The 25,195-nt window shown below is 42.3% G+C and carries 13 protein-coding genes and 2 tRNA genes; 5 read left to right on the top strand and 10 right to left on the bottom strand.

Annotated features, from left to right (window positions below):
- Nucleotides 1–4 precede the first annotated feature (4 nt).
- From W7W_RS0120400 to W7W_RS0120350, 10 genes are all read right to left on the bottom strand, one after another.
- Nucleotides 5–349 carry a hypothetical protein gene (locus W7W_RS0120400; RefSeq protein WP_010665470.1) on the bottom strand — a complete coding sequence of 115 codons (345 nt, stop codon included), beginning with the start codon at nucleotides 347–349 and terminating at the stop codon, nucleotides 5–7.
- A gap of 350 nt (nucleotides 350–699) precedes the next feature.
- Entirely contained in the window at nucleotides 700–948 is a 249-nt protein-coding gene (locus W7W_RS24090; RefSeq protein ID WP_199898129.1) for a tyrosine-type recombinase/integrase, read from the bottom strand.
- Between the two features lie 419 nt (nucleotides 949–1,367).
- Entirely contained in the window at nucleotides 1,368–1,991 is a 624-nt protein-coding gene (locus tag W7W_RS23805) for a phage integrase SAM-like domain and Arm DNA-binding domain-containing protein (RefSeq protein WP_202947203.1), read from the bottom strand.
- Nucleotides 1,992–2,285: 294 nt separating this feature from the next.
- A tRNA-Pro gene (locus tag W7W_RS0120380) sits at nucleotides 2,286–2,360 on the bottom strand.
- Nucleotides 2,361–2,374: 14 nt separating this feature from the next.
- Nucleotides 2,375–2,463, bottom strand: a tRNA-Ser gene (locus W7W_RS0120375).
- Between the two features lie 290 nt (nucleotides 2,464–2,753).
- On the bottom strand, nucleotides 2,754–4,793 hold the full coding sequence (locus W7W_RS0120370; protein WP_010665468.1) for a sialate O-acetylesterase: 2,040 nt from the start codon (nucleotides 4,791–4,793) through the stop codon (nucleotides 2,754–2,756).
- An 84-nt stretch (nucleotides 4,794–4,877) separates the two neighbouring features.
- A complete protein-coding gene (floA, locus tag W7W_RS0120365; RefSeq protein ID WP_010665467.1) occupies nucleotides 4,878–5,897 on the bottom strand; it encodes a flotillin-like protein FloA in 1,020 nt (339 codons plus the stop codon).
- Between the two features lie 5 nt (nucleotides 5,898–5,902).
- Entirely contained in the window at nucleotides 5,903–6,361 is a 459-nt protein-coding gene (locus tag W7W_RS0120360; protein WP_010665466.1) for an NfeD family protein, read from the bottom strand.
- 9 nt (nucleotides 6,362–6,370) lie between these two features.
- Nucleotides 6,371–6,646 (bottom strand): ATP-dependent Clp protease adaptor ClpS, encoded by a 276-nt coding sequence (locus W7W_RS0120355; RefSeq protein ID WP_010665465.1) that lies wholly within the window; start codon nucleotides 6,644–6,646, stop codon nucleotides 6,371–6,373.
- A 74-nt stretch (nucleotides 6,647–6,720) separates the two neighbouring features.
- The gene (locus W7W_RS0120350; protein ID WP_010665464.1) at nucleotides 6,721–9,237 is read right to left on the bottom strand and encodes a tetratricopeptide repeat protein; all 2,517 of its coding nucleotides are present in this window, start codon (nucleotides 9,235–9,237) and stop codon (nucleotides 6,721–6,723) included.
- Nucleotides 9,238–9,661: 424 nt separating this feature from the next.
- On the opposite strand from W7W_RS0120350, the gene W7W_RS0120345 reads away from it, so the two are divergent.
- The 5 genes from W7W_RS0120345 to W7W_RS0120325 all read left to right on the top strand — a co-directional run bounded on the left by W7W_RS0120345 (nucleotide 9,662) and on the right by W7W_RS0120325 (nucleotide 25,121).
- Nucleotides 9,662–19,282, top strand: coding sequence for a choice-of-anchor Q domain-containing protein (locus tag W7W_RS0120345; RefSeq protein WP_010665463.1), 9,621 nt, complete (start codon nucleotides 9,662–9,664; stop codon nucleotides 19,280–19,282).
- A gap of 81 nt (nucleotides 19,283–19,363) precedes the next feature.
- Nucleotides 19,364–20,302, top strand: coding sequence for a hypothetical protein (locus W7W_RS0120340; protein WP_010665462.1), 939 nt, complete (start codon nucleotides 19,364–19,366; stop codon nucleotides 20,300–20,302).
- A 67-nt stretch (nucleotides 20,303–20,369) separates the two neighbouring features.
- The gene (gene bcp / locus W7W_RS0120335; RefSeq protein WP_010665461.1) at nucleotides 20,370–20,834 is read left to right on the top strand and encodes a thioredoxin-dependent thiol peroxidase; all 465 of its coding nucleotides are present in this window, start codon (nucleotides 20,370–20,372) and stop codon (nucleotides 20,832–20,834) included.
- Between the two features lie 128 nt (nucleotides 20,835–20,962).
- On the top strand, nucleotides 20,963–22,009 hold the full coding sequence (recA, locus tag W7W_RS0120330) for a recombinase RecA (protein WP_010665460.1): 1,047 nt from the start codon (nucleotides 20,963–20,965) through the stop codon (nucleotides 22,007–22,009).
- A 184-nt stretch (nucleotides 22,010–22,193) separates the two neighbouring features.
- Nucleotides 22,194–25,121: an FAD-binding and (Fe-S)-binding domain-containing protein gene (locus W7W_RS0120325; RefSeq protein ID WP_010665459.1), complete on the top strand. Its 2,928-nt coding sequence runs from the start codon at nucleotides 22,194–22,196 to the stop codon at nucleotides 25,119–25,121.
- Nucleotides 25,122–25,195: the final 74 nt, after the last annotated feature.

Genomic DNA, 25,195 nt, shown 5'->3' with positions numbered 1-25,195 from the left:
GGTCTCAGATATCTATCTCAATGGTGTCGTAATGCACTTTCAATTGAAAGTCCACCTTGAGGATTTCGGAAGGCGAAATATACGGAATAACTTTCTCTTTTAAAATTTCCATGACGTGATTCAGTTCAATTTTTTTAAGGATCCGTCTATTAACAAAGACTACTTCTACATTAGGATGCTCCAAGTCTACTGTTTCGAACTCATTAGGAACCAGCAGCTCGAAGAGTTTTGTTACTCCTCTCTTCCCCTGTTGGGATTTTCTGCCAACAATGAGTATGTCCTCGAAAGGGGGGAGTTTTACTTCTTCGAAACCAAGGTTAACAGAGTACTTAGTAGAATTACTATTCATAATATATATTTTAAAGTGTCAGAAAAATAAAGTACGGAACATAGCAGTTGAATGTTTCAAAAATTGGAGGTGAAAAGGGATTTTATCCCTGGAAGCCAGAATTATTTTTTTGTCTTGACACAAAAAAAGTAATCAAGAATGATCAAGACTGAGCCAGCTTTCGCTTTAAAAACTATGGTTCTTCCATCGAAATCGTCTAACCTCATCTCATTTGCTCCGCGTGTAAGATTCAAACAAAGACGACTTTTCGATGAAACAACCTTGTTTTTTGGCTTACCTGCCAAAGTCGGCCCCCAACAAGCCCGACAGCTCTGTTAAAATATTTATATAGGACAGAGTTGATTTTTAGCCTATTTTCCAAGGTTAGATAATCTCTTTTGTTTTTTGCCAGGGTTCGAATCGTTGCCAATTTGATTTTGATTTAAGGTTTTTCTTAGATTGTGCATGTCAGAGCAAATCTTTTCTTCAACGATTTTGGCATATATCTGAGTCGTTTTGATGCTTGTATGGCCGAGTAATTTTGAAACAGTTTCAATGGGAACTCCGTTGGTCAGAGTTACAGTGGTTGCAAAGGTGTGCCTGGCGATATGAAATGTCAGGGTTTCCTGATATTACATAAATCTGCCAATTCCTTCAGGTAACTGTTTAATTTTTGATTTGATATCTTAGGAAAGACTCTTTTAGCATTAAGGGATCGTGGATTGTTTTCATACTTCTTTAAAATGCTTAAAGCTTTGGGCAAAAGAGGGATTCTGACGGGTTGGCTTTTTTTTGCCCGATATGTGGTAATCCATAATTCACCGTCTATACCAATATTAATGTTTTCGGGCTTTAATTCAATAATATCAATGTACGCCAGTCCAGAGTAGCAGCTGAAAATGAATAGGTCCCGAACGTAGTCTAACCGGTCAATTGTCAGCTGTTTTAATTCAATCGCCTGAAGTTCCCCAGAGGTAAGAAACTCCCTTGACTTTTTTTGAAATCTTAATCTGTACCTTGCAAACGGGTCTTTACTGATCTATTCCATTTTTACTGCCATGTTGACCATCTTCCTTAATCTCTCCAGGTGCTTCATGACGCCGTTATTGGCGAGTCGTTTTTGATGGTCAACAGGGATGTAGGTTCTTAGGTAGTGCTCAAAGTCTGTGATAAACTGATAGTCTAAATCACTGAGTCCAATATCTATGCTCCCGGACCTATTCTTTAGAAACTTTTCTAAATATCTTTGAGTCGTGTAGTAATTTTTTAGTGTTCCTTGAGCCAGGATGTCTTTTAATGTTTCATTGTGATATGTTATAAGTTTCTGAAGAGTGTGCTCCTGAGGTCTATTGCCTAAGTAAAGGTTTTTGATTGCTTCGGCTGTAATGGTTTTGTCACTCATGAGTAACTCACGGTAGCACTCGTTTATTTTCGACCTGACATTGGATAGGTATTGGTTAAACTCTTTTATTCCCGCCCTGGAGCCTTTTGCTTTTTCTTTTGCCGGAATCCAATCTTCGGAAGGGATGGTGGTTTTAAGGGAGATTTCTAAACGTCTTCTATTGACTGAAATGCGGGCGTAAACCGGCAAGTGGTTGTTGTCTTTCTTGTTTCTGCTTGGCCGTACAATGAATTGCACACCAAAGGTGTTTGATGTTTTCATAACCATTCAATTTGTTGATGTTTGAAATGAATTGACCTGGTTCTGGTGATGGCTCACCGTTTTGTTCACCAAAAACACCTGATTCGATTCAAGACAAATGAGCTTGAAAACGCTGAAAGCCTTTGTATATAAGACTTGTAGCGACCTGGTGAGTCAAAAATAAAAAAATAATTGACTCACCGTTTTGTTCTTGTTTTTATTGAAATAAACTAAATTGAACTGAATCATAAAAAACAAAAAAGCCTGTAAATCAAACGATTTACAGGCTTTTGTTTTCAGATGGTTTCTGAAAAGTCGGGGTAGCAGGATTCGAACCTGCGACCCCCTGCTCCCAAAGCAGGTACACTAACCGGACTGTGCTATACCCCGAAAAATAATATGAGCGGAGAGAGGGGGATTCGAACCCCCGGTACAGAATTACCCGTACGCCGGTTTAGCAAACCGGTGGTTTCAGCCACTCACCCACCTCTCCAAAATATTCTGCAGACCTTTGTCTGTAGAGGGTGACGCTTATCTCAAATGCGGTTGCAAATGTATCAATTCGATTCTGAATTGGCAAATTTTTTTGCATGGAAAAGCAAAAAAAATTAAACCTTAAATTGGAGTTAATTGATACTTATTCGATTAAAAAATAAATATGTTGAATTATTTTTTCAGAGTCAGGGGTTCCTCTGGCAAAAAAGTATTCGGATGGTTTTTGAAATAAAAAAGACCGCACGAAGGGAGATCCTCTGAGCGGTCTTAAAAAGTTAAATGATTGGATTAATCGTTTATGGTTTCTTCTGATGTGAATGATGGTGCCGGTAATCCTGCTCCGTTAAACAGAGATGCTTCAGCACCGTTTTTATAGGCATATCGTACATATGCCGGTTGATTCACTTTGGGGGAGGATACAATTACCTGTTGCCCTCTTATTGTTGCATTTGCTGGGAAGAACTTGCCATCGTCGCCGGCAACTTCAAACTGGTTTGGGACATCAGAATTGATTTCCAATCCATCGAAAGTATTGGTAAATGTGATAATGATTTTTCTCTCTAGTGCTTTAAAATCATCTGGAGTTGGGCCACTGAAAGCGATGTTCTTTCCATAGTTCTTTGTCAAAGCCCATAATGCAAGGCGTTTTCCAACATCGGTTTTGTTTGCCGGGTGTATGTTGTCCACATTCCCGATGTCCAGTGTTACTGCCATACCGGTATTTGGAATACTCAGGGAACGCCTTTGGGCTTCACGCAGGTTGGCAGATGAAATACCTTCCACATCGTTGTAGTTCCAGGGAGCCAGCTGTACATAGTAAAATGGCATCTCCGGGTTTTTGAAATCAGTACGCCAGTTGTTGATCAATGCCGATTTAAGGTCCATGTACTGGTTGGCCCGTCCCACATTTGTTTCGCCCTGATACCAGATGGCTCCTTTGATTGTATAAGGAACGATAGGTGCAATCATGGCATTGTAAAGAACGGTGGGGGTGTGCGAACTAAGTTGTACTGACAATTCAGGCCGAGACTCATAAGCATTGGTTGATGGATCGAAGAGATATAGTTTGCTTCCGGCTATTTGTCCGACCACATTGTATTTCCAATCTCCGTTAAGGGCAATGGCATCTGCGTCATTCCCTTTGGGATGAATTTTCATTTGGTCCGGCTCACCGTATATTCCACCACCACCCTGATGGTCCATTACTTTCACGGCAATAGTGGCGCTGCCCGGCTTAGTCAGTTCTTCCGGCACAGTGTAATATCTTACTTTTTGCCAGAAACCTTCCACTTCGGTTCCTCCTATTTTTTTACCATTTAGATAGGTCACATCCATATCATCAATGGGGCCCAGGGAAAGGATTAACTCTTGTCCTTCCCAGGTCTTTGGGATTTCAATGTCTTTTCGGAACCAGACAATTCCATCCATTTCACCAATTTCGGTTTGTTCGATGGTTGTGGGGAGGGTTACGGATGGCCAATTTGCTGTATTGGTTGCAGGATCGCTGCAAAATTCATCGAAAGCATCCAGGTCTTTATAGGGTTCCTTATTCCCGGCAGTGGGAAGAATATTTACAGATTCGTTGGTTGCAAGCCATCTGTCGTAGGCTTCAGCCTGTGGGGCTAATTTTTCCAGGTCTTTAATAATGTCTGAGAAGTCTTCATTTTCCGTGAGCTCTTTTGACCCTATCCAGGCTTCAATGGGTGTTCCCCCCCAGCTGCTGTGGATAATTCCGATGGGGACATTCAGTTCTTCATTGAGCTTCCGTGCAAAAAAGTAGGCAGTAGCACTGAAGTTCCCTGAATTCTCCGGATTAGCCTGAGTCCATGTTCCTGCAACATTTTCGAGCGGTTCGGACGACATATTTCTGGCAACCGTAAACATCCTGATGGCTTCATTATCAGAGTTGGCAATTGTTTGGGCTGAATTAAGGATGGTGTCGTTGGGAGGCCAGCCTTTCAGTGGCATTTCCATATTTGATTGTCCTGATGCCAGCCAGACTTCGCCCAGCATTACATTTTTAATGGTGAGCGTGGTGTCCGGGGAGCTGAATGACAATTCGTAAGGTCCGCCGGCTTCAGTGGTGGCTAGCTCTGCCTGCCAGGTGCTGTCTTCGCCCGCAGCCGCAGTCGCTGATTTGTCCCAGCTGCCCGAGATTGTTATTTCCGTTCCAGGGGTGGCTTTTCCCCAAATGGCGATGTTGCTGTTTTGCTGAATCACCATATTGTCAGAAAAGATTGCCGGAAGAGAAAGCTTTGTCTCTTTACTACACCCCGTCAGTGTTGAAATGGTGGCAATCAATAATGTCATTTTGAAAATGGTTCTCATTTTATTGCTGTTTTATTGTTGTTCAAAAAAAGGCCGGCCATTTGTGCGGCCGGCCTTCATTGATGTGAGTATTTGTATCAAAGATTATTTATCGTTTTTCCCTTTATCGTTGGACTTGTCATCTTTGGATCGTCCTGACGATTGTTGGGGTTTTGCGATAGAGTCACGCATTTGCGTATCGGCATCTATGTTTTTATACTTCATGTAATCCATGATTCCGATATTTCCTGACCTGAATGCTTCGGCGATGGCTTTGGGTACTTCTGCTTCCGCTTCGATTACATGAGCCCGTGCTTCCTGAGCTTTGGCTTTCATTTCCTGTTCTTCGGCTACGGCCATGGCACGACGCTCTTCTGCTTTGGCTTGAGCGATATGCTTATCTGCCTCTGCCTGATCGGTCTGCAGTTCAGCACCAATGTTTTTACCTATGTCAATGTCAGCTATGTCGATGGAAAGAATTTCGAAAGCTGTACCGGCATCCAGTCCTTTGCCCAAAACTACTTTTGATATGGAGTCCGGATTCTCAAGTACTGCTTTGTGTGAACTGGAAGAGCCAATTGAGGAAACAATGCCTTCACCAACACGGGCCAGCACTGTCTCTTCTCCGGCACCACCTACCAGCTGTTTGATGTTGGCACGAACGGTTACCCGGGCTTTGGTAATCAACTGAATTCCGTCTTTGGCTACTGCTGCAACAGGGGGTGTGTCAATGACTTTTGGGTTTACAGACATCTGTACTGCCTGGAAAACATCTCGCCCTGCCAAATCAATGGCAGTACCCATCTGGAACGTGAGCTCAATATTTGCTTTTGATGCTGACACCAAGGCATGCACAACATTGTCGATGTTGCCGCCTGCCAGAAAGTGAGCTTCAAGTTCATCACGTTTGATGGTTTGCAGGCCTGCTTTATGTGCCTCAATCATGGCCCTTACAATGACAGATGGTGGTACTTTACGGATGCGCATAAGCACCAGCTGAAGAAGTGAGATGCGAACACCGGTTACCAGTGCCGAGAACCATAATATTACGGGAACATAGTACAGTATTACAAAAAAGAGAACAATGATGACTGCAATGAGCCCGAGTGTTCCGAAAACTTCCATAGTAATTATTTTACTGGTTTAACAATAATGTAGGTTTTATATACTTCGGTTACTTCAATTTCTGTTTTAGGATCAAGGAACTGACCGGGACAACGGGCCTCCACATCCTGTCCGTTGATTCTCGCTTTTCCAATGGGGTTCAGGCGGGTAATTGTTTTTCCCGTATCGCCAATATTGATGGAATTTTCCACGATGGTATCCACATTGCTGTTGATGCTTGAACTCAGCATCAGTTTTTGCCAGGTTTTGGTTCTAAGCGCGTAGAAAAGGATGATTAGCGTAAAAAATATGGTAAGTGCCAAAGTGATGTGGCCTGTTGCAGTATCCAGCCCGTAGGCCATGAAAATACCACCGACAATCATTCCGAGTCCTCCAATGCCGGCAATGGTAATTCCGGGAACTACAAAAAATTCCAGAATGAGCAATAGAAGACCGGTGATAATCAGTAAGATAATAATTGTCATTGTATAGGGTTAATCAATGGTGACATTTAAGGATTTTCCGGTTAATTGTTTTTGCAAATCAGCAAGTTCGTTGAACGAACCTTTCTTTATTTCACAGTAACCCCTGTAATGGGTGAGGGTGGCACATTGTTCGGCCTGCAATGTGTCATGATTGCAGTGTTCTATTAATGCATCAATGACGTCATCGAAAGAATGGATGTCATCGTTGTGCAATATCAGCAGATGGTTGCCAATGCTTTCTTTGCTGGAACCTGAATTTTCTTTCCTCTTGTCGTAAGGTGCCATAGTTCAAAAATTTGTTGTAAAATAGGAAAATATTTCATTCCAAACAAGAGTTTTCGCCTATTCTGTGCTTCTTGTCATTCTGAACTCAGTTCCCTTGCCTTTTCAATGGATGTTTTTTCTCCATCAATGAATGCTACAATAAAAGCACCTGGAAAGCCATTGTTGCGGACTCTTTCGATGTTTTGTGCGGCTTCTGCATATCCCGACCATGCTCCGCTATAGTACCGGGTCAGATCTTTTCCCGGCACTGCCTGAGAGGTTACTTGAGGTATGCGTGACAGCGCTTCCGAATCAGGAGAATTGCGGAAAACACCAATTTGAATTTTGTAAACAGGCTTCAGGCTTGCTGCTTTTTTATCAGGTTCCCCTAAAGCTGTTTTTACAATGCTGTTTGCGTTTTGTTGTTTAGCTTTGGTTATTGATGGCTGATTATCAACGGAGCCGGGTTCCGGTTTTCGGTTGATGCTTTCATTGTTGGCTGTTGATGATGTTGCAGAAACCGTCAAATTACTTCCCTGACTGTTGAGGAGACTATGCTCAATCATCTCAATTGCCTGGCGCTTTAATCCTCCCAGATTTTCATATTGTCCCGGGTTCCAGACAGCCATTTTTTCGATGCCGTTATTGGCTTGTTCGAATCTGCTCTGTGCCTCTCCCAAAAGATTTTCCCAGTGCCCGTTGCCCTGGTTTTCGGCCATTCGCTTAAGAACCGGCTTGTAAATGTTAAACTTTTTGTCCAGGGCTTCATGATACATCGATAAAGCCTGTTGTTGCATGTATCTGCTCTTTTTGGAAACCGACTCCCCACTTTCTTCCTGGTTGTTTTTTGACAAAGAGTCAAGGTTTTTAACCCTTTGAAGAAGACTTTGTTGTTGTTCTTCTTCTGTTTCTGATGTTACAGAACTTTCCAACAGTTTAGAGGCTTCCAGTTGCATGATTTTGGCCCAGGTGTACATACTGTCGGTTTGTTGAAGTACCTGGACTTGTGACGGTGAAAAATAACTTTTATACATCGGATTTAAACGCTCCTGTCGGGTCATGAACTCTTCATCAGAATAAAATGAAAAATTGCCTGATTTCAGAGCCGGAGTAGTCAGACTATTGTTGGATGACGCCCCGGGTGCCGGTTTTTGCGCTTCATTATACATTCCCCGGCTTTTAAGTTCCGATATTTTGTCCATCTCCAGTTGCCGGGCTCTGATGTAATGTCTTTTTACCTGGTCGTCGTGGCCGTAAACTTTCTTTTCCAGTTCAAGAATCTCGTCCATAAGTCGGCTCAACTCTTCCTGATTGTAGCTTTGCGCATATTGTTCCCTTTTGTTGCGCATGACTTGTTCAAGGCTGTCCTTTTGCATATCTACGCTGCGTCCTCGCTTAAACTCCTGGCGGGCAACATCACTCAGAAACTGATCAAAGTTGGTGTAAACCAGTGTGTCATTGATGTAAAACTGAAATTGCTGTTCACTGTTTCGTTTTGCTGCTGATTGTTTTTCCTGCTCTTGTTTGATGCCATCTTCCCAGAAATTGCCTTCACTCATGGGAAGCAGGGCAAGCTCACGTACCTGGTTGACATCTTCTGTCAGGTTTTTGAAAACTTTGTTGTCCCAAACGATCTTAACAACAACTGCACTTCCGGGTTCAACTCCCCGATTGGTAGTAAACCAGGCTCTTTCTCCAAACGAATCGGCAGCAAACAGGAAGTCATCATCCGGTGAATTAAAGGGAGGGCCCAGATTTTCGGGTGCAGAGAAAGTGTCGCTCTCCGGATCAAAAATTGAACGATAAATATCCAGACCTCCCATTCCTCCGGGACGATCCGATGCAAAGAAAAATGTAGTTCCGTCCACCATCAGGAAGGGGTGACGATCATCAAAATCAGAATTAACAGGCTCTCCCAGGTTTTTGCTTCCACTCCAGCGGTCAAGCAATTGCTCCATGAAGTAAATATCATGAAGCGCGGTGTCGGGCTCTTCTAAAACAAAGTAAACATCATCACCTTTTTCGGTTCGGTACATGATTTTCTCGGGTGGGACACCTGTTTTGAAAAAGGTTTTGTTTTTGGCAATTGTACCGGCCTCTTCAGGCAAGTTGTATTGCGAGAGATATGCAGACTCCGGAACGGTGTCTTTGTCAATAACCTGAATGCTAAAGTGTTTGTTGATTAGTGTGTTGGCTCTTTTACAATCCTCGACAGCTCTGAGTGCTTTGGCTCTTCTCGGGTCATTGTTGGTTGCGTATTTCAGGAAATTGTTAAACTCCTGTTCGGCCGGTTCGAATTCATAAGCTTTTTGGTAGGCTTTTCCCAGATAGAAATGAACGTCACGGTTAACTCTTCTTGACTGCGCAAATTTTAATCTTTTGATGGCTTCACTGAGGTTTTGGCGCTGCTCAACAAGACAAACACCCAGGTAATAGTTGTATTTTGCTTCCCTTTCATATCGCTCAATAAGCTGCTCGTACATAGGGAGAGCCTCGGCATAGTTCCCTTGTGTGAACAACTCCAGTGCCCGGTCGGGAGATACGACTGATTCTTGCCCCGTGATGTGGAGAGAGAGTATGCTGAGAATAATTATGGTAAAAAACTGCTTCATGCCTTCCTGAGTTTTGTTGTTGTTTTATTATGAAAAGGGACTTGTTTTTTATTTGTGATATTCGTATATCGTTTGTTTATAGATGATTTAAGGTAGCCCATCATTAGCTGTTTGAATCCTCATGTTAATGATTTTCTAACGATATCCTTTCACCTATTCACTATTAGCTATTCACTAATACAATTTCCGGCATCAAATTTAATCATTCGAGGTGAAATCCCTAAAAGGATTTTTGATGTTCATCAAAATTTCCCGGTGGGTGGTTGGTCAATTATTTAATAATTGGTAATATTGTTCGATTTTGTTAAAAAAACACAACCCTTCCCGGTTCGATCTTTAACAAAACCGAGTCAGCAGAATAACAGAACTTGGTTACTTGTTTGTTCATAAGGTGGGGTGAATTGTAACTTTTTAGACCCCGATTATGAAGCACTTTTACCTTGTCTTTTCATTGATTCTGGCAATTTCTTTTTCTGAATTAAAAGCCGATATCCTTTATGTAAAGCCGGGTGCGGTGAGTACCGCCTGGCAAAATCAGACCAATGTTTATTCCGATTTACAAACTGCCCTGGCTGCTGCTGTGGCCGGTGATGAAGTCTGGGTGGCTGCCGGTATTTATAAACCTACAACAGATGGAGACCGAACCATCGGTTTTGATCTTAAAGATGGAGTTCATTATTATGGCGGGTTTGCTGGTAATGAAACAGAACTTTCTCAGAGAGACTGGCGCCTGAATGAAACAATACTGAGTGGTGATATTGGGGTTGAGGGGGATAATAGTGATAACAGTTATATTGTCATTAAAAACAGAGGTACAGAGAGTGAACCAATTCAATCAAATGTGCTTGATGGTTTTATAATAGAGCATGGGAATGCTCTCTACGATGGGGGAGGTCTCTATATTCGTTACTGTACAACTCAAATTAGAAATGTCTTGTTGAGAGACAATCAGGCTACACGCTGGGGGGGCGCTGTTTATACTCAAAATGGCAGTAATCCGGAATTTTTCAATGTGTTGTTTGTGAATAATAGTTCCGGTTCTGCCGGAGCTGGCGTTATGGCTTCGTCTGATGCCACTTTTGTAAATTGTTTGTGGTACGGTAATTCTACTACAGATTTGGCCGGGGCAATTTATAAAAGTACAAGCGTAGTTGTTCAGGTTTATAATTCTATAGCATGGAACAATGCTTCGAGTGATGGTAATGATTTTAATTTCAGTGCTGTAATAGAGAATTCTATTTTTAAAGATGCTAATGGTTCCAATGGAAATATTTCTCAGGATCCTGTTTTTGTTGCTCCTGATAAAGGTGTTTTTAGCCTTGGTGACGGCAGTCCAGGGCTGAATGCCGGGAATAATGAGGTAGTGCCGGAATGGTTGACAACCGATTATTCCGGTAGAGAACGCATTCAGGGAGGTATAGTAGATATAGGGGTGTTTGAGGGAGTCGTATTGAGTCCTGAATTATTCAGCCCCGCGAATGATGCCGGTTTTGAAGCAGATCAGAATAGTGTAGTTCTGGAATGGGGATGGAGCGGGACTCAACCGGATGGAGTGGAGAGTTATACTTTAGAATATCGTATCAATGAGGATGATCCTGTTTCTGTTGAAGATCCTGGAAGTTTTAGTTATACTTTAACCGGTTTGAATCCCAATAGTGTTGTTCAATGGCGTGTAGCTGGGGTGGATGCATCCGGGAATCAGAGCTGGTCACAAACTTTTTATTTTTGGATTTCACGCGGACATCCTTTGTATGTAACCCCGAATGGAACCGGGAATGGTAGTTCGTGGAATGATGCCATGAACCTTCAATCTGCTCTTGATGAAGCCAGAAGGGGAGATGCTATTTGGGTGGCTGCAGGAACTTATTATCCAACCAATACATCAGAGAGATATTCCCGATTTAAATTAAAAGAACAGGTTAAGCTATTTGGTGGATTTGCAGGAGGGGAATCAACCCTTGCTGAAAGAAACTGGAGTCTCAATGAAACAATTCTGAGTGGGAATATAGGAGATAAAGAATCAAAGACCGATAATAGCGAACTGGTTGTAGAAGCCATAGGAACTTCGGCAAATCCTCTTACTGAGGAAACTGTTTTGGATGGGTTTATTATAGAAGATGGTTATGGTAATCAAACCTCCGGAATCTTTATGGAGGATGCTTCAATTATAGTTCGGAATGTATGGATTCGGGATAATTACTCTTCTACTGCGGGTGGAGCTGTTCGCAGTAGTTATGGAAGTAATCCTAAGTTCGGAAATGTTTTGTTTACAAACAACATTTCCATGGATAATGGGGGGGCGGTTTATATATCCGGAACTGCCGAATTTTATAATTGTACATGGTTTGGGAATTATGCACGACGGGAGAGGGCTGCTGTTGTGGGAAATGCTACCATTACTAATTCAATTTCCTGGGATAATTATTCGGGTATTAATAGTAATGATTTCTCCTATACGGTAAATGTACGAAATTCTATTTTTGAAAGTTCTGATGGAACTAATGGCAATATTTCTCAGGATCCTATGTTTGTTGCTCCCGATAAAAATGATTTTAGATTACGGGTTGGGAGTCCGGGGATAAATGCCGGAGTGAACGAGGATGTTCCTGAGTGGTTGACAACGGATGGCCTAAATAATGATCGGATTCTGGAAAGTGTAGTGGATCTTGGTGTTTTTGAAGGGGGAGTCGAAAGTCCAAAGTTGTTATCTCCTCTTGATGGCGAGACTCTTGAGAGTGAAATTCTGGAAGTACTTCTGACCTGGGAGGATGGTGTTCCGGAGGATGTGAGTCATTACATGCTGGAGTATTCTATGAATGAGGGAGATCCTGTTTTGGTTGAGAATCTTCAAAATACTGCTTATAATCTCTCCGGGCTTTCTTCTGCAAGAAAGGTTGCCTGGAGGATTTGCAGCGTGACAGATGACGGTCAGCAAGTGTGGTCTGAGCAATATCACTTCTCTGTCTTGAGAGGACGTTCGGTTTTTGTTACCCCTGATGGAACTGGCAATGGTGCTTCATGGAGTGATGCAATGAGCTTGCAGGATGCATTAACTAATGCTATGGATGGAGACTCTGTTTGGGTTGCTGCAGGGATCTATAAACCAACTGAAACTACTTCTCGTGATATCTCTTTCTCATTGCCGAAGAATATAAAGATGTTTGGGGGATTTGAAGGAACAGAAACTGAGTTTAGTCAGCGGAATCATGTAAAAAATAAGACTATTTTAAGTGGGGATATTGGTGAGGAAAATGTTTCTAATGATAATAGTTATCATGTGTTATCTGCAGTTGGAACTTACAATGAGCTTGATGACTGGCGTACAGTGGTTGATGGCTTTATCGTTGAAAATGGATATGCAGATGGATATGGCCATGAAAATGGAGGAGGAATATACTTGGAGTGTGCGTCTCCTTTGTTGGTGAATATGCATTTTAAGAATAATTATGCGTTCTATAATGGTGGTGCAGTTTATGACGCAGCAGGAAGCCAGGCTGAGTTTGCGAATGTGCTTTTCACCAATAACTCTGCCGGTTATTATGGTGGTGCTGTGTATGGGCGTAAGAATCTGAGGTATTACAATTGTGTATGGTTTAATAATACCTCCACAAATGATGGTGGTGCAGCCTTTGGATATAATGAAATTTATAATTCTATATTCTGGAAGAATTCAACAGAGACAGGTATTAATAATGATTTGACGGATCGAGATCTTGTTTCTTACAGCATTTTTGAAAATGGAAATAATGTTAGTAACCTTGCAGGAGATCCGGGTTTTATAGACGCCGAAAACGGTGATTTTAGGCTTAGGGAAGAGAGTATGGCTTTGAATGCAGGGGATAATGATGCTGTTCCGGATTGGTTGGTTGCTGATTATTTTGGTAAAACAAGGATATTAGAAGAGACAATCGATTTGGGAATTTCAGAGGGAGAGATTGTTGTTGCTTCAATAATCTTTCCGGAGGATCATTCTGTTGTATCTGTGAACCAGGAGGAATCAGTTGTGCTTAAGTGGAGTATTGAGGACAGTGAACTTGCTGCCACTATATCCGGTTTTAAGCTTGAGTGGGTTTTAGGAGAAGATACAACCGTTGTTGAGAATATTGAAGGATATGAATATACTCTTTCAGAACTTGTTCCCTTCGATGGGATAGATTGGCGTGTAGGATATTACGATGAAAATGGAAATATCAACTGGTCTGATTATACTTCCTTCAATATCTATCGCGGGCATCCGATTTTTGTAGTTGTTGATGGTACAGGAGATGGAACTTCCTGGGAAAATGGTATTGACTTGAAGGAGGCTTTGAATATTGCTGTCAGGGGAGATTCATTGTGGATTTCGGAGGGAATTTATAAACCAACTGTTACAACAGACAGAACTTCTTCTTTTGTAATAGATGAGAATTATAAACTGTTTGGTGGATTCACGGGTGTTGAAACCTTCTTTGAAGAACGTAATACCTATAAAAACCAGGTAGTTTTGAGTGGAGATATTGGGGAACCAGGCGTTGAAAGTGACAACAGTTATCATGTGGTCAGGATTACCGGTTCTCAGGATCAGCCCGTTACAGAACAAATGATCCTGGATGGGGTTACCATTGAAAACGGGTTCGCTGATGTTTATGGCGATAATGATGGAGGTGGCCTGATAATAAACAGTGCTTCCCCGATAATAAAAAACGTTTGGTTTCGGAATAATTTTGCTTCGGACGATGGTGGTGCCGTTTATGTGGATAACTTGAGTAATCCTTTGTTCGGAAATGTACTGTTCTGGAAGAATGAGTCGGGAGATGACGGAGGTGCGGTCTATTCAGGTGCTCAGGTTAATTTTTATAACTGTGTCTGGTTGGAGAATTATTCTGGTTATTACGGAGGTGCGGTATATGATAATAGTCGTACCTCTATGGTTTACAATTCCATTGCCTGGGATAATGAGGCAAGATGGAGTTATGATAATTTCCATTATGGAGTTTCTTCTTTCTATTCCATATTCAACAATGCTGCTGATGAGAATGGTAATTTGAATCAGGAGCCTGGTTTTGTATCTGTTGATAAAGAGGATTTCAGACTAAAGGAGGGTAGCCCGGCAATTAATTCCGGAAATATCGACTATTTGCCTGATTGGTTGACTTCTGATTTTTATGGAAACAGCCGGCTTATTGATGATGTCCCTGATATTGGTATTTTTGAGGGTAGCGTGATTATTCCTCGATTGTTATCTCCTTTGCAGGATACTGTTTATCATATTAGCAGCGATGAGACTGTTCTTTTTGAGTGGACTCTTGAAGATGTGTCGGTATTGGAAAATGTTTCTGCCTTTCAATTGGAATATATCGTAAATCATGATACAATTTTGATTGAGGGAATTTCCGAGCAACAATTTGAAATCAGTGGTTTTCAACCAACAGACTCTGTAAGTTGGAGTGTCAGCTATACCGATGAGCAAGAATTTACTACCTGGTCCGCTCAATCTTCATTTTTTATTGGCAGGGGCCACCCGGTATTTGTGGCACACGGTGGCACCGGAGACGGCTCTTCCTGGGCTACTGCAACAAACCTTCAGAATGCACTGGATATATCTGTGGCTGGTGACTCCATTTGGGTTGCAGCGGGAACTTATAAACCGACCGATACAGACGATCGAAATATTTCCTTTGAAATAAAGGAGAATGTGAAACTGTTTGGAGGTTTTGCCGGAACCGAAACGAAATTTGCCGAACGAAATTTGGTTGAAAATCAGACTATCCTGAGTGGAGATATCGGGGAAGAGGGAGTAGATACTGATAATAGCTATCATGTTTTCAAGATGATTGGTAGCCAGGCAGTGCCTATTACTCTTAAGACAGTGGTTGACGGGCTGGTAATTGAAAAAGGTTATGCCGATGAACAATATATGGACGGTGGTGGTCTCCTATTGGAGTGGGCTTCTCCGATTGTAAGAAATGTTTGGTTGCGAGATAATTATGCCGTTGACGATGGCGGAGCTGTTTATGGAGATAATGAAAGCCATGCTCAATATGGAAATGTAATATTCACAAACAATGAATCAGGAGGTGATGGTGGAGCAGTTTATAGTCTTGGTATTATGAAGTTTTTCACCTGTTTATGGTATGGAAATATTTCTGGTGCATATGGTGGGGCTGTTTATAGTGATAATGCAATAGTAAATAACTCTATTGCTTGGGGGAATTCTTCTGAATGGTCCTATAATGATTTTACATATTGGGTAGATGTTACTAATTCCATTTACAGCGGAGGTTATAGCGGTGATGATAACATTTCCCAAAATCCTGATTTTGTCGATCCTTCGAATAATGATTTCAGATTAAAAGAGGGTAGTCCTGCCATTAATGCAGGAAGCACCGAAAGTATTCCTGACTGGTTGTCAGGCGACTACTATGGAAATTCCAGAGTGGATGAAGATATTGTGGATATGGGAGCTATAGAGGGCTATGTTATTACTCCTGTTTTGGTAAGTCCTGCTGAAGAATCCTGGTTGGAGGCCGACTTCACATCAACTACCCTTGAATGGGGTTGGAATGATTCTGTTCCCAACAATGTTAATGGATTTGTTGTTGAGTATGTCATTAACGGTGGTGAGCCACAACTGATTGAAGATCTGACTGCTTTAGAAACAGAACTGACCGGTTTTCAACCAGCCGATGAGGTTTCATGGCGTGTAGGTAGTCTGGAGGACACCGGTTTTACAAACTGGTCAGAGAGTCGAACTTTTACGGTTAACCGTGATCAGCCACTGTATGTAAAACCCGGAGCAAGAGGCAATGGTACCTCCTGGCTGGATGCGATGGATCTCAAAGATGCAATGGCGATTTCCATTGAAAATGATGAGATCTGGATCGCGGCCGGAACCTATAAACCTACTGATGACGGGGATAGAAATGCCACATTTGAATTAAAGAATGGCATGAAACTTTATGGTGGTTTTGGCGGTTTCGAATCTTCTGTGGAAGAGCGTGACTGGATGGCCAACGAAACCATACTCAGCGGAGACATTGGCGTGGAAGGAGATGTGAATGACAATAGCTACAATGTTGTGAGAATCAGGGGTGCTGAGGATCGCCTTTTTGAGGGTAATGTGGTGGACGGTTTTATCATAGAAAAAGGTAAAGCTAGGTATGATGGCGGTGGTGTATATATTCGCTGGTCTTCTCCCAGGTTGAGAAATATCTGGTTGAGAGACAATCAGGCTGACAGGTGGGGAGGAGCTGTTTATTCCCAAAATGGTAGTAATCCCACGTTTTCTAATGTGTTGTTTGTAAATAACAGTGCTGCATCAGCAGGAGCTGCAGTGATGGCATCTTCTGATGCTACTTTCAATAACTGTTTATGGTACGGAAATACAACAACCGACATAGGTGGAGCTATTTATAGAAATTACTATGGCGCTGTGAAGGTTAATAATTCTATTGCCTGGAACAATCACGATTCGTCAGATTCCGATTTTAATTTCACAACCGGTATTGAAAACTCTGTTTTTGCGGATGCTGACGGTTCCAATGGAAACATTGCCAAAGATCCTCTTTTTGTGGATGCTGAAAATGATATTTTCCATCTGCAAGATGGGTCGCCTGCTATTAATGCAGGAGATAATGACCTGGTTGCCGATGAATTATTAACAGACTTTGCCGGATTTGACCGTATTTTTGGAGATAATGTGGATATTGGTCCGTTTGAGTACGTGCAAATTCAACCTGTAGCCCCTGCCAATGGAGGTAGCGGGACGAAGGAATACAGTATGTTGATGATGCTAAATCTTGTTTGGGGAATATCAGACGGTACGATAGAACCACAGACCAACATTCCTTCCGACTTTGAGTATCAGATGAAATTGTGGAAAGTTGGTGATGAGGAGAATCCCCTGGAAGATGGTTCTTTCAGTACACGTAGTGGTATTGATGGAACGAATAACAGCACAATTATTGGTGGACTGGAGTATGGTTCCGCTTATCAATGGACCATTGGACTGGATTACGGTGATTATGTCAATTGGTCGGAGCCGTCCACCTTCTACATCGGTCATGATTACACCATTAAGGTAAAAGAGGGCAGTGCCGGAACAACAGGAGTTTCATGGGATGATGCTTTTGGAACTTTGCACGAAGCCCTTGAATTTGCTTTACCGGGTGATGAAATTTGGGTAGCTGAAGGAACATACTATCCTGTAACTCCCGCTGACCCCAATAATGTTACGCATACGGAACGTGAACAGGCCCTTTCGCTCAAACCGGGAATGATCATTTACGGTGGGTTGGCAGGTGATGAATTCAACGCATGGAATAGAAATCATGTGGAACATCCTGTCATATTGAGTGGTGATATTGGTGTTGCCGATGATGATTCTGATAATAGTATTCATCTTTTTAGAAATGAGTTTGATGCTGCTACTCCGCTTGAACAGGGAGCCGTTATTGAAGGATTTATTTTTGAAGATGCAACAGGAAGTGCCATCTACAATGTGAATGCTTCACCTTCTGTCGAGTTTTCTGTATTCCGCAACAATATGGGTGATGACGGTGGTGCTGTTTACAATGATGGATCAAGTCCCCGCTTTTTTAATGTTCTGTTCCATGACAATGAAGCTTCAGGAAGTGGAGGGGCAATCTTTGCTGATGGTGACTCTGAACCCGAATTGCTCAGTTGTACTGTTGCTCATAACAGAGCATCCAATACCGGCGGATTATATGGAACTTTTGATGTGAAGAACAGCATCGTTTATTCCAACGAAAACGGAGCCTTCTCAGATGCTGCTTCTCAGGTGGTCTATTCTTGTGTTGAAGGTGGTTACGGTGGAGAGGAAAACATCTCTTACGATCCGATGTGGACAGATCCCGGGAATCGAGACTATTCTCTTCAGATGTTCTCTCCATGTATTGAGCAGGGAAACAATAAATGGTTTACCGGACTCTTTGGTTATGACCTGGCTAAAAATTCACGTACACACTGGATGACCACGGATATGGGAGCTTTTGAAGCCACAGAAAATGGGAAGCTGGAAATTGTTGAAAGCTCTGTTGATGCCGATGGACTTACTGACTTTATTGACTCAATTACCATTCGTTTCAACCAGCCTATTGCTATTGATCAGTCAGTGTCTCCGCTAATTACTCCGGATGTGGAAGCAGAGCTGAGTGTATCACCGGAGGATCCGTCCGTGTTGATTATTTCACATCCCGGACTTCAGACTTCGACTGATTATCATCTGGAGTTGCCGGGAGGACAGGTTACATTATTCAACAATGATAAGATTATCCATTGGTTTGCTGAATTCGACTTTACCACCAGGGCTTGTGTTCCGGTTGTTTTATCTGTTGAAGATTCTGATGTTTCGGTTTGTCCGAGAACTTCGGTTACTCTTGGTGTCAAGATAGAGGGTGATGCGCTGGATTATTCCTGGGTATTTAATGATCAGGAAGCTGTTGTTGCAGATTCGGATTCTTTGTTTATCGAAACTGTGATGCCGGAAAATACAGGTTCTTACACTGTTTCTGTCAATGATTGGTGTGGTTCCTCTGATGAGATAACCCTTAATCTTGAGTATAAGACCGGAACCGAGCTGGTAATTCCTGAACCTAAATGGAATACCGTTTATTTTGTGGATAATTCATCAGGAAATCTGTCTGAATTCAGGTGGTATCTGAATGGAGAGGAAGTTTCACAAAAGCAATATGTGGATGTGAAGTCAATGAGAGATGGTGATCTGACAGTAACTGCGTTTGATGAAACGTCTCAATGTTTGATTTTCGGAGAAGTAAACAGAGTGAAGAGTGCCTCTTTGAAATCGGCTGTGGTTTCACCGAATCCTGTGGTTGCCGGAAATCCGGTTGATGTTATTCTTCCCGTTGTGTCAGAAATGTCAAGAATAAGGCTTTACGACATGAAAGGTTCTTTATTGATTGACCGGGAATATGGTGAAAGCAGTATTCTTCAGTTGAAAAATACAGATCTGAGCAGCGGTGTTTATCTGATGCAGATTGAATACAACGATGGTTTCATGGAGAATAGGAAACTGATTATTGAATAGATTTTTCAGGCAGTTGTCTGCCCTTAAACCGGACAACTGCCTGTTACTTAGATTAATTTTTTAGATGCAATACCCTATACTATGGATAAAAATATTATTTCTACTATTCGCATAAAAGGATTTGGTTTTTTTCTACTTCTGTCTATGGTTTTCTGCCCTGCTTTGCAGGGACAAAGCAACCAGGTGCCAGACACTTTAACCGTAAGTCATAATAGGGCAGAGGGGGCTTCCGGATTCAATCAGGAAGAAATCATTACAAAGCAAAAGCTTTTTACCGCTACTTTTTTTGCACATGGCGGCCAGTTTGAATGGACACACTCTAATCCCTCAGTGGCATTGGATCCTGTTCGTTCATACGGTGGAGGAGTAGCTTTTAATTTCAGAATTGTTAAGTGGCTTGAACTGTCAACTGGTGCAGGATTGTCCTTGCAATCTACAGAAGGCAAGGTCGGGGAAGTCTCAGCCTCTATGCCCTGGATAGATGATGAAGGAGATACATTTGAAAAACGTGTATCTGCAACCGGCGTGGAGGAGACACAAAAATATACCTGGGCAGAATTTCCTTTTTTGATTCGGGGTTTTGTTACTGTTGGAAAGTGGGACCTTTTTGCCGAAGCCGGTGCCGAGTACAGATTACCGGTTAAGAGTACCTATGAGCAGAATGGAATGTTTACGCATCAGGGTTATTATGAAGAATATGACCTATTGTTGGATAACCTCCCAGATCTGGGGTATTATACTGATTACCCTAAATGGGTGGATGATGCTGATTTGGAGCTTGACAATATTTTGATGCCCTTTGCCGGTATTGGGGTGGTTTTTCCCGGACAAAATTATCATCTGTTTTTTGAAGCCAGATATTATTTCCCCGGCAACGATCCTTTTACAGAGAAACAGGATATTTTATTTCCTGGGCCGGAAAACAATTCCAGTGCTGCACTTCATCAGAATCTGAGTATTATGAATCAGGGAGAAATTTCTCTTTCCGGTTTTCGGGGAATGCTTGGAATTAGGTTTTAACTGCAAAAAGCCTAAACAAAACGCGGTGTAGGCTGTTTTTTTATTGCATTTAAAAACCTATTTAATTATGGCAAAATTGGAAGAAGGACAAAAAGCTCCTATGTTTTCAGGGAAGAATCAGGATGGAAAAGAAATTTCTCTGGATGATTTTAAAGGGCAGAAAGTAGTTCTCTATTTTTATCCCAAAGACAATACTTCCGGTTGTACAGCAGAAGCGTGCAACCTTAATGACAACCTGGATCAGTTTGCTGATAAAGGATTTAAAATCATCGGGGTAAGTCCGGATAGTGAAGCTTCGCACCGCAAGTTTATCGAAAAACACGGGTTGAAATTTGATCTCATTGCAGATACAGAAAAAGAAATCCTGGAAAAATATGGTGTTTGGGCCGAGAAAAAGATGTATGGTAAAACTTATATGGGCGTGGTTCGCACTACTTTTGTGATTGATGAAGAGGGTGTGATAGAGAAAATCTTCAAGAAGGTGAAAACCAAAGAACATTCTGAACAGATTTTTTCCGAGTTGAATCTTTAATATTTATGGTTATCTTTATCGGTGGAAATACTGCAGGGTGTAGCTTTTTTTATTGGCTGTAAGTGAGCTGATTGAAGAGTCCTGTCAGTTTGCATGGATTATTAAACTGCATAACATAGAAAATTAGTATGGCCGAACAACAGGAAAAAACGGACAAGAAAAAAGAAGAAGCTAAAAAAGTGAATGCCGAGAAGCTCAAAGCGCTTCAGCTGACCATGGATAAAATTGACAAGACCTATGGTAAAGGCGCCATCATGCGAATGGGTGAGTCTGTGGCCGAAAATGTGCCTTCGTTCTCCTCAGGATCCATCGGACTCGACCGGGCACTTGGTGTTGGTGGATTTCCCCGTGGTCGTGTGATAGAGATTTACGGACCTGAATCTTCAGGTAAAACAACTTTGGCCATTCATGCTATGGCAGAAGTGCAGAAATTGGGAGGAATTGCAGCTATTATAGATGCAGAGCATGCCTTCGACCGTTTTTACGCTGAAAAACTGGGTGTGGATGTGGAAAATCTTCTGATTTCTCAGCCTGATAACGGTGAGCAGGCATTGGAAATTGCCGATCAGTTGATTCGTTCTTCTGCCATCGATTTGGTGGTGGTTGACTCGGTCGCTGCTCTTACTCCCAAAGCTGAAATCGAAGGTGAAATGGGCGAAAATAAGGTTGGACTTCAGGCTCGTCTGATGTCTCAGGCCTTACGGAAGCTAACTTCAAATATCAGTAAAACCAATACCTGTTGTATTTTTATCAACCAGTTGCGTGAGAAAATCGGTGTGATGTTCGGTAATCCCGAAACTACTACCGGTGGTAATGCCCTGAAGTTTTACTCTTCTGTTCGTTTAGACATCCGGAGGGTGAACCAGTTGAAAAACGGGGATGAAGTGGTTGGTAACCACACGCGTGTTAAAGTTGTTAAGAATAAGGTGGCACCACCGTTCCGCAAAGCTGAGTTTGATATCATGTATGGTGAGGGAATTTCTAAAATCGGTGAAATCATTGACATCGGTGTGGAGCACAATGTGATTAAGAAAAGCGGATCCTGGTTCAGTTATGGGGATGCCAAACTTGGGCAGGGTCGTGAAGCAGTGAAGGATGTGATTCGTGACAATCCCGAACTGGCCGAAGAGCTGGAACAGAAAATTGTTGCTGCTTTGGCCGAAGAGAAAGCTTAGGAGGCATAATGTTTTTCTTTTGTTTTCTATAGATGGAGCTGTTTTTGCGCTATTCAGGTAAAAGGCAGAAGTGAGAAGGCAGAAGTTGATAAAAGTTTTCTTGATAGATATTAACAGGGCTTGCTGAATTTTCGGCAGGCCCTGCTTGTTTGTGATAGTTTGGTTTTTTATATTTTGGAATGTGATGAAAGCAGACCTGAAGGAGTTATCTAAAACTCATAGAGGAAAAATATTTTCAGACGAGATTCTCCGAACATTGTATGCCACTGATGCATCGGTGTATAAAGAGAGGCCTTTGGCTGTCGCTTTTCCGGAGGATGAGTCTGATATAAGATTACTGATTCAATTTGCCAGAGAGCATGGAATCCCTTTGATTCCCAGAGCTGCAGGGACCTCACTTGCTGGTCAGGTAGTGGGATCCGGAATAGTGGTAGATATCTCCAAAACTTTCACAGAGATACCTGAAGTAAACTCTGAAGAACGATGGGTGAGGGTTCAGCCTGGCGTTATTCGTGATGAACTGAATATGTATCTGAAACCTCATGGCTTGTTCTTTGGGCCTGAGACATCCACATCTAACCGGGCGATGATTGGAGGTATGGTGGGGAACAATTCTTCGGGGGCCAATTCTGTGGTTTATGGTACCACACGGGATAATATTCTGGAGGTTAAAGGATTTCTAAGTGATGGTTCTTATGTGGTATTTACTGATTTAAGCTCTGATGAGTTTCAGGGAAAAATGGCAGGGGAGAAAGAATCTCTTGAAACCGCCTTGTATCGTCATATCTACGAAACACTGGACAATGATGAGGTGAGAAGAGAAATCAGAGCTGATTTCCCCAAACCATCCATCATTCGAAGGAATACAGGGTATGCGCTGGATAAGATTGCTGAAAGCAATGTATTTGAAAAACACGGTTTTGATTTTAATTTTTCAAGGTTAATTGCCGGATCTGAAGGTACACTGATATTTATCACCGAAGTGAAACTGAAATGTCACCCATTGCCCCCCAAACACAAAGGGTTGGTTTGTGTGCATTTTAAATCTGTGGATGAGGCCCTGAAAGCCAATTTGACGGTATTGAAGCATCAACCTACGGCCAGTGAGCTGTTGGATGATTTTATCCTGAATTGCACTAAAAACAGTCCGGAACACAGCAAAAACAGGTTTTTTCTTAAAGGAGAACCCAATGCCCTTTTGGTGGTTGAGTTTTCACGTGATTCAATAGACGAAATTGAGGAGGCTGCACAAAAGTTAACTGAAGATTTAAAATCTTCCGGATTGGGGTATCATTATCCGTTGGTAAAGGGTGATGACATTACAAAGGTATGGGCCTTGAGAAAGGCTGCTTTGGGACTTCTGTTTACCACCCCTGGAGATGCGAAACCGGTAGCCGTTATTGAGGATACATCGGTGGCTGTAGAAGATTTACCTGCTTATGTAGCTGATTTTAGAAAGTTGCTGGAAAGCCTGAATCTGACCTGTACTTTTTATGGTCATGCCAGTTCCGGTGAGTTGCATTTGCGTCCGATTATTAATCTTAAAACCGAAGAGGGGCAGAAGCTTTTCCGAAAAATCGGGGAAGAAACGGCAGTCCTTGTAAAGAAATACAGAGGTTCCCTAAGCGGTGAGCATGGTGACGGAAGGTTGCGGGGAGAGTTTATCCGGCCGATGGTTGGGGATAAGAATTATCAGTTGTTTAAAGATTTAAAGCAGACCTGGGATCCGAACCATATTTTCAATCCGGGGAAGATTGTGGATACCCCGCCAATGGATACCCACTTGCGATATCGAGCCGGAGTGGAAACACCCGAAATTAATACTGTTTACGATTTTAGCCGGGAGAAAGGTATTGTCAGGGCCGCTGAATTTTGTAACGGTTCAGGCGATTGTCGGAAAACGCATCTTTCTGGAGGAACGATGTGTCCAAGTTATATGGCCACCCGTGATGAGGAGCATACCACCCGTGCCCGGGCTAATATTCTTCGTGAGTATTTGCGTAAACCGTATGTAAAGAATCGTTTTAACCACAAAGAAATCTATGAAGTAATGGATCTATGTCTTTCCTGTAAGGCTTGTAAGTCTGAATGTCCTTCGGGTGTGGATGTGGCTAAGCTGAAGGCAGAGTTTCTTCAACATTACTATGAAGCCAATGGGGTACCGTTGCGTACCCGGATGATTGCCGAAATATCTAAACTTAATCAGCTGACTTCGTTTTGGCCTGCAATCTATAATTTTTTTGTTTCAGACCGCTTTACATCCGCCTTCTTCAAACGGATTTCGGGTTTTGCACAGGAGCGTACCCTTCCTTTATTGGGAAAAACAACTGTGAAGAAATGGTATAAAAAACGCTACTTGCCGGGTCAGAAAAATTTCCCCAGAGGGAGGGTTTATTTGTTTAATGATGAATTTACCAATTACAACGATTCGGGAATGGGCAAAAATGCGGTCATGCTACTGGAGCATTTGGGTTATGAGGTGGTGATTCCGAAGCATAGGGAGAGTGGCAGGGCTTATATTTCCAAAGGACTGTTAAAGAAAGCCCGTAAAATAGCCATTGAGAATGTCAGCGGTCTGAAGGATATTGTTACAAAAGAAACTCCATTGGTGGGGATAGAGCCGTCCGCCATTCTTACTTTCCGGGACGAATATGTTGACCTTGTAACTGATGATCTGAGGCAGGATGCCCGAAAACTGGGTGAAAACGCTTTGCTTTTTGAAGAGTTTATCGTCAGGGAGATAGAGAAAGGGCATATTACTTCTGAGTTTTTTACGTCAGAGCCAAAAAAGGTGAAATTTCACGGGCATTGCCATCAAAAAGCCATTGCTTCTCAGACTCCAACGGTCAGGATGCTGAGTTTGCCCCGAAATTATGAAGTGGAGGTAATTCCTTCCGGTTGTTGTGGTATGGCCGGATCATTCGGTTATGAGAAAGAACATTATACCGTTTCTATGAAGATAGGAGAGTTGGTTCTTTTTCCTGCCATTCGTGGCAAAAATCCGGATGAGTTGATTGCGGCTCCCGGAACCAGTTGCCGGCATCAGATAAAGGACGGAACGGGAGAGATTGCATTGCATCCCATTGATATTCTGTACCAGGCTTTAAGGTGAAAGTTATGGGTTTCGTGTTGTTTGTCATTCTGAGCTTGCGAAGAATCCCTTGTTGAAGCAATTGAGGCAGTCAG

Source organism: Marinilabilia salmonicolor JCM 21150, from assembly GCF_000259075.1.
GTDB classification, from domain to species: Bacteria; Bacteroidota; Bacteroidia; order Bacteroidales; family Marinilabiliaceae; genus Marinilabilia; species Marinilabilia salmonicolor.
The sequence above is the reverse complement of the archived record's forward strand: the minus strand, read 5'-3'. Positions and strand labels throughout refer to the sequence as shown.

Coding starts and splice junctions, on each gene's coding strand:
- W7W_RS0120360 (WP_010665466.1), bottom strand. CDS start 6,361: ATGACAATTATTATCTTACTGATTATCACCGGTCTTCTATTGCTCATT.
- W7W_RS0120345 (WP_010665463.1), top strand. CDS start 9,662: ATGAAGCACTTTTACCTTGTCTTTTCATTGATTCTGGCAATTTCTTTT.
- recA (WP_010665460.1), top strand. CDS start 20,963: ATGGCCGAACAACAGGAAAAAACGGACAAGAAAAAAGAAGAAGCTAAA.
- W7W_RS0120340 (WP_010665462.1), top strand. CDS start 19,364: ATGGATAAAAATATTATTTCTACTATTCGCATAAAAGGATTTGGTTTT.
- W7W_RS0120400 (WP_010665470.1), bottom strand. CDS start 349: ATGAATAGTAATTCTACTAAGTACTCTGTTAACCTTGGTTTCGAAGAA.
- W7W_RS0120355 (WP_010665465.1), bottom strand. CDS start 6,646: ATGGCACCTTACGACAAGAGGAAAGAAAATTCAGGTTCCAGCAAAGAA.
- bcp (WP_010665461.1), top strand. CDS start 20,370: ATGGCAAAATTGGAAGAAGGACAAAAAGCTCCTATGTTTTCAGGGAAG.
- W7W_RS0120350 (WP_010665464.1), bottom strand. CDS start 9,237: ATGAAGCAGTTTTTTACCATAATTATTCTCAGCATACTCTCTCTCCAC.
- W7W_RS23805 (WP_202947203.1), bottom strand. CDS start 1,991: ATGAAAACATCAAACACCTTTGGTGTGCAATTCATTGTACGGCCAAGC.
- W7W_RS0120370 (WP_010665468.1), bottom strand. CDS start 4,793: ATGAGAACCATTTTCAAAATGACATTATTGATTGCCACCATTTCAACA.
- W7W_RS0120325 (WP_010665459.1), top strand. CDS start 22,194: ATGAAAGCAGACCTGAAGGAGTTATCTAAAACTCATAGAGGAAAAATA.
- floA (WP_010665467.1), bottom strand. CDS start 5,897: ATGGAAGTTTTCGGAACACTCGGGCTCATTGCAGTCATCATTGTTCTC.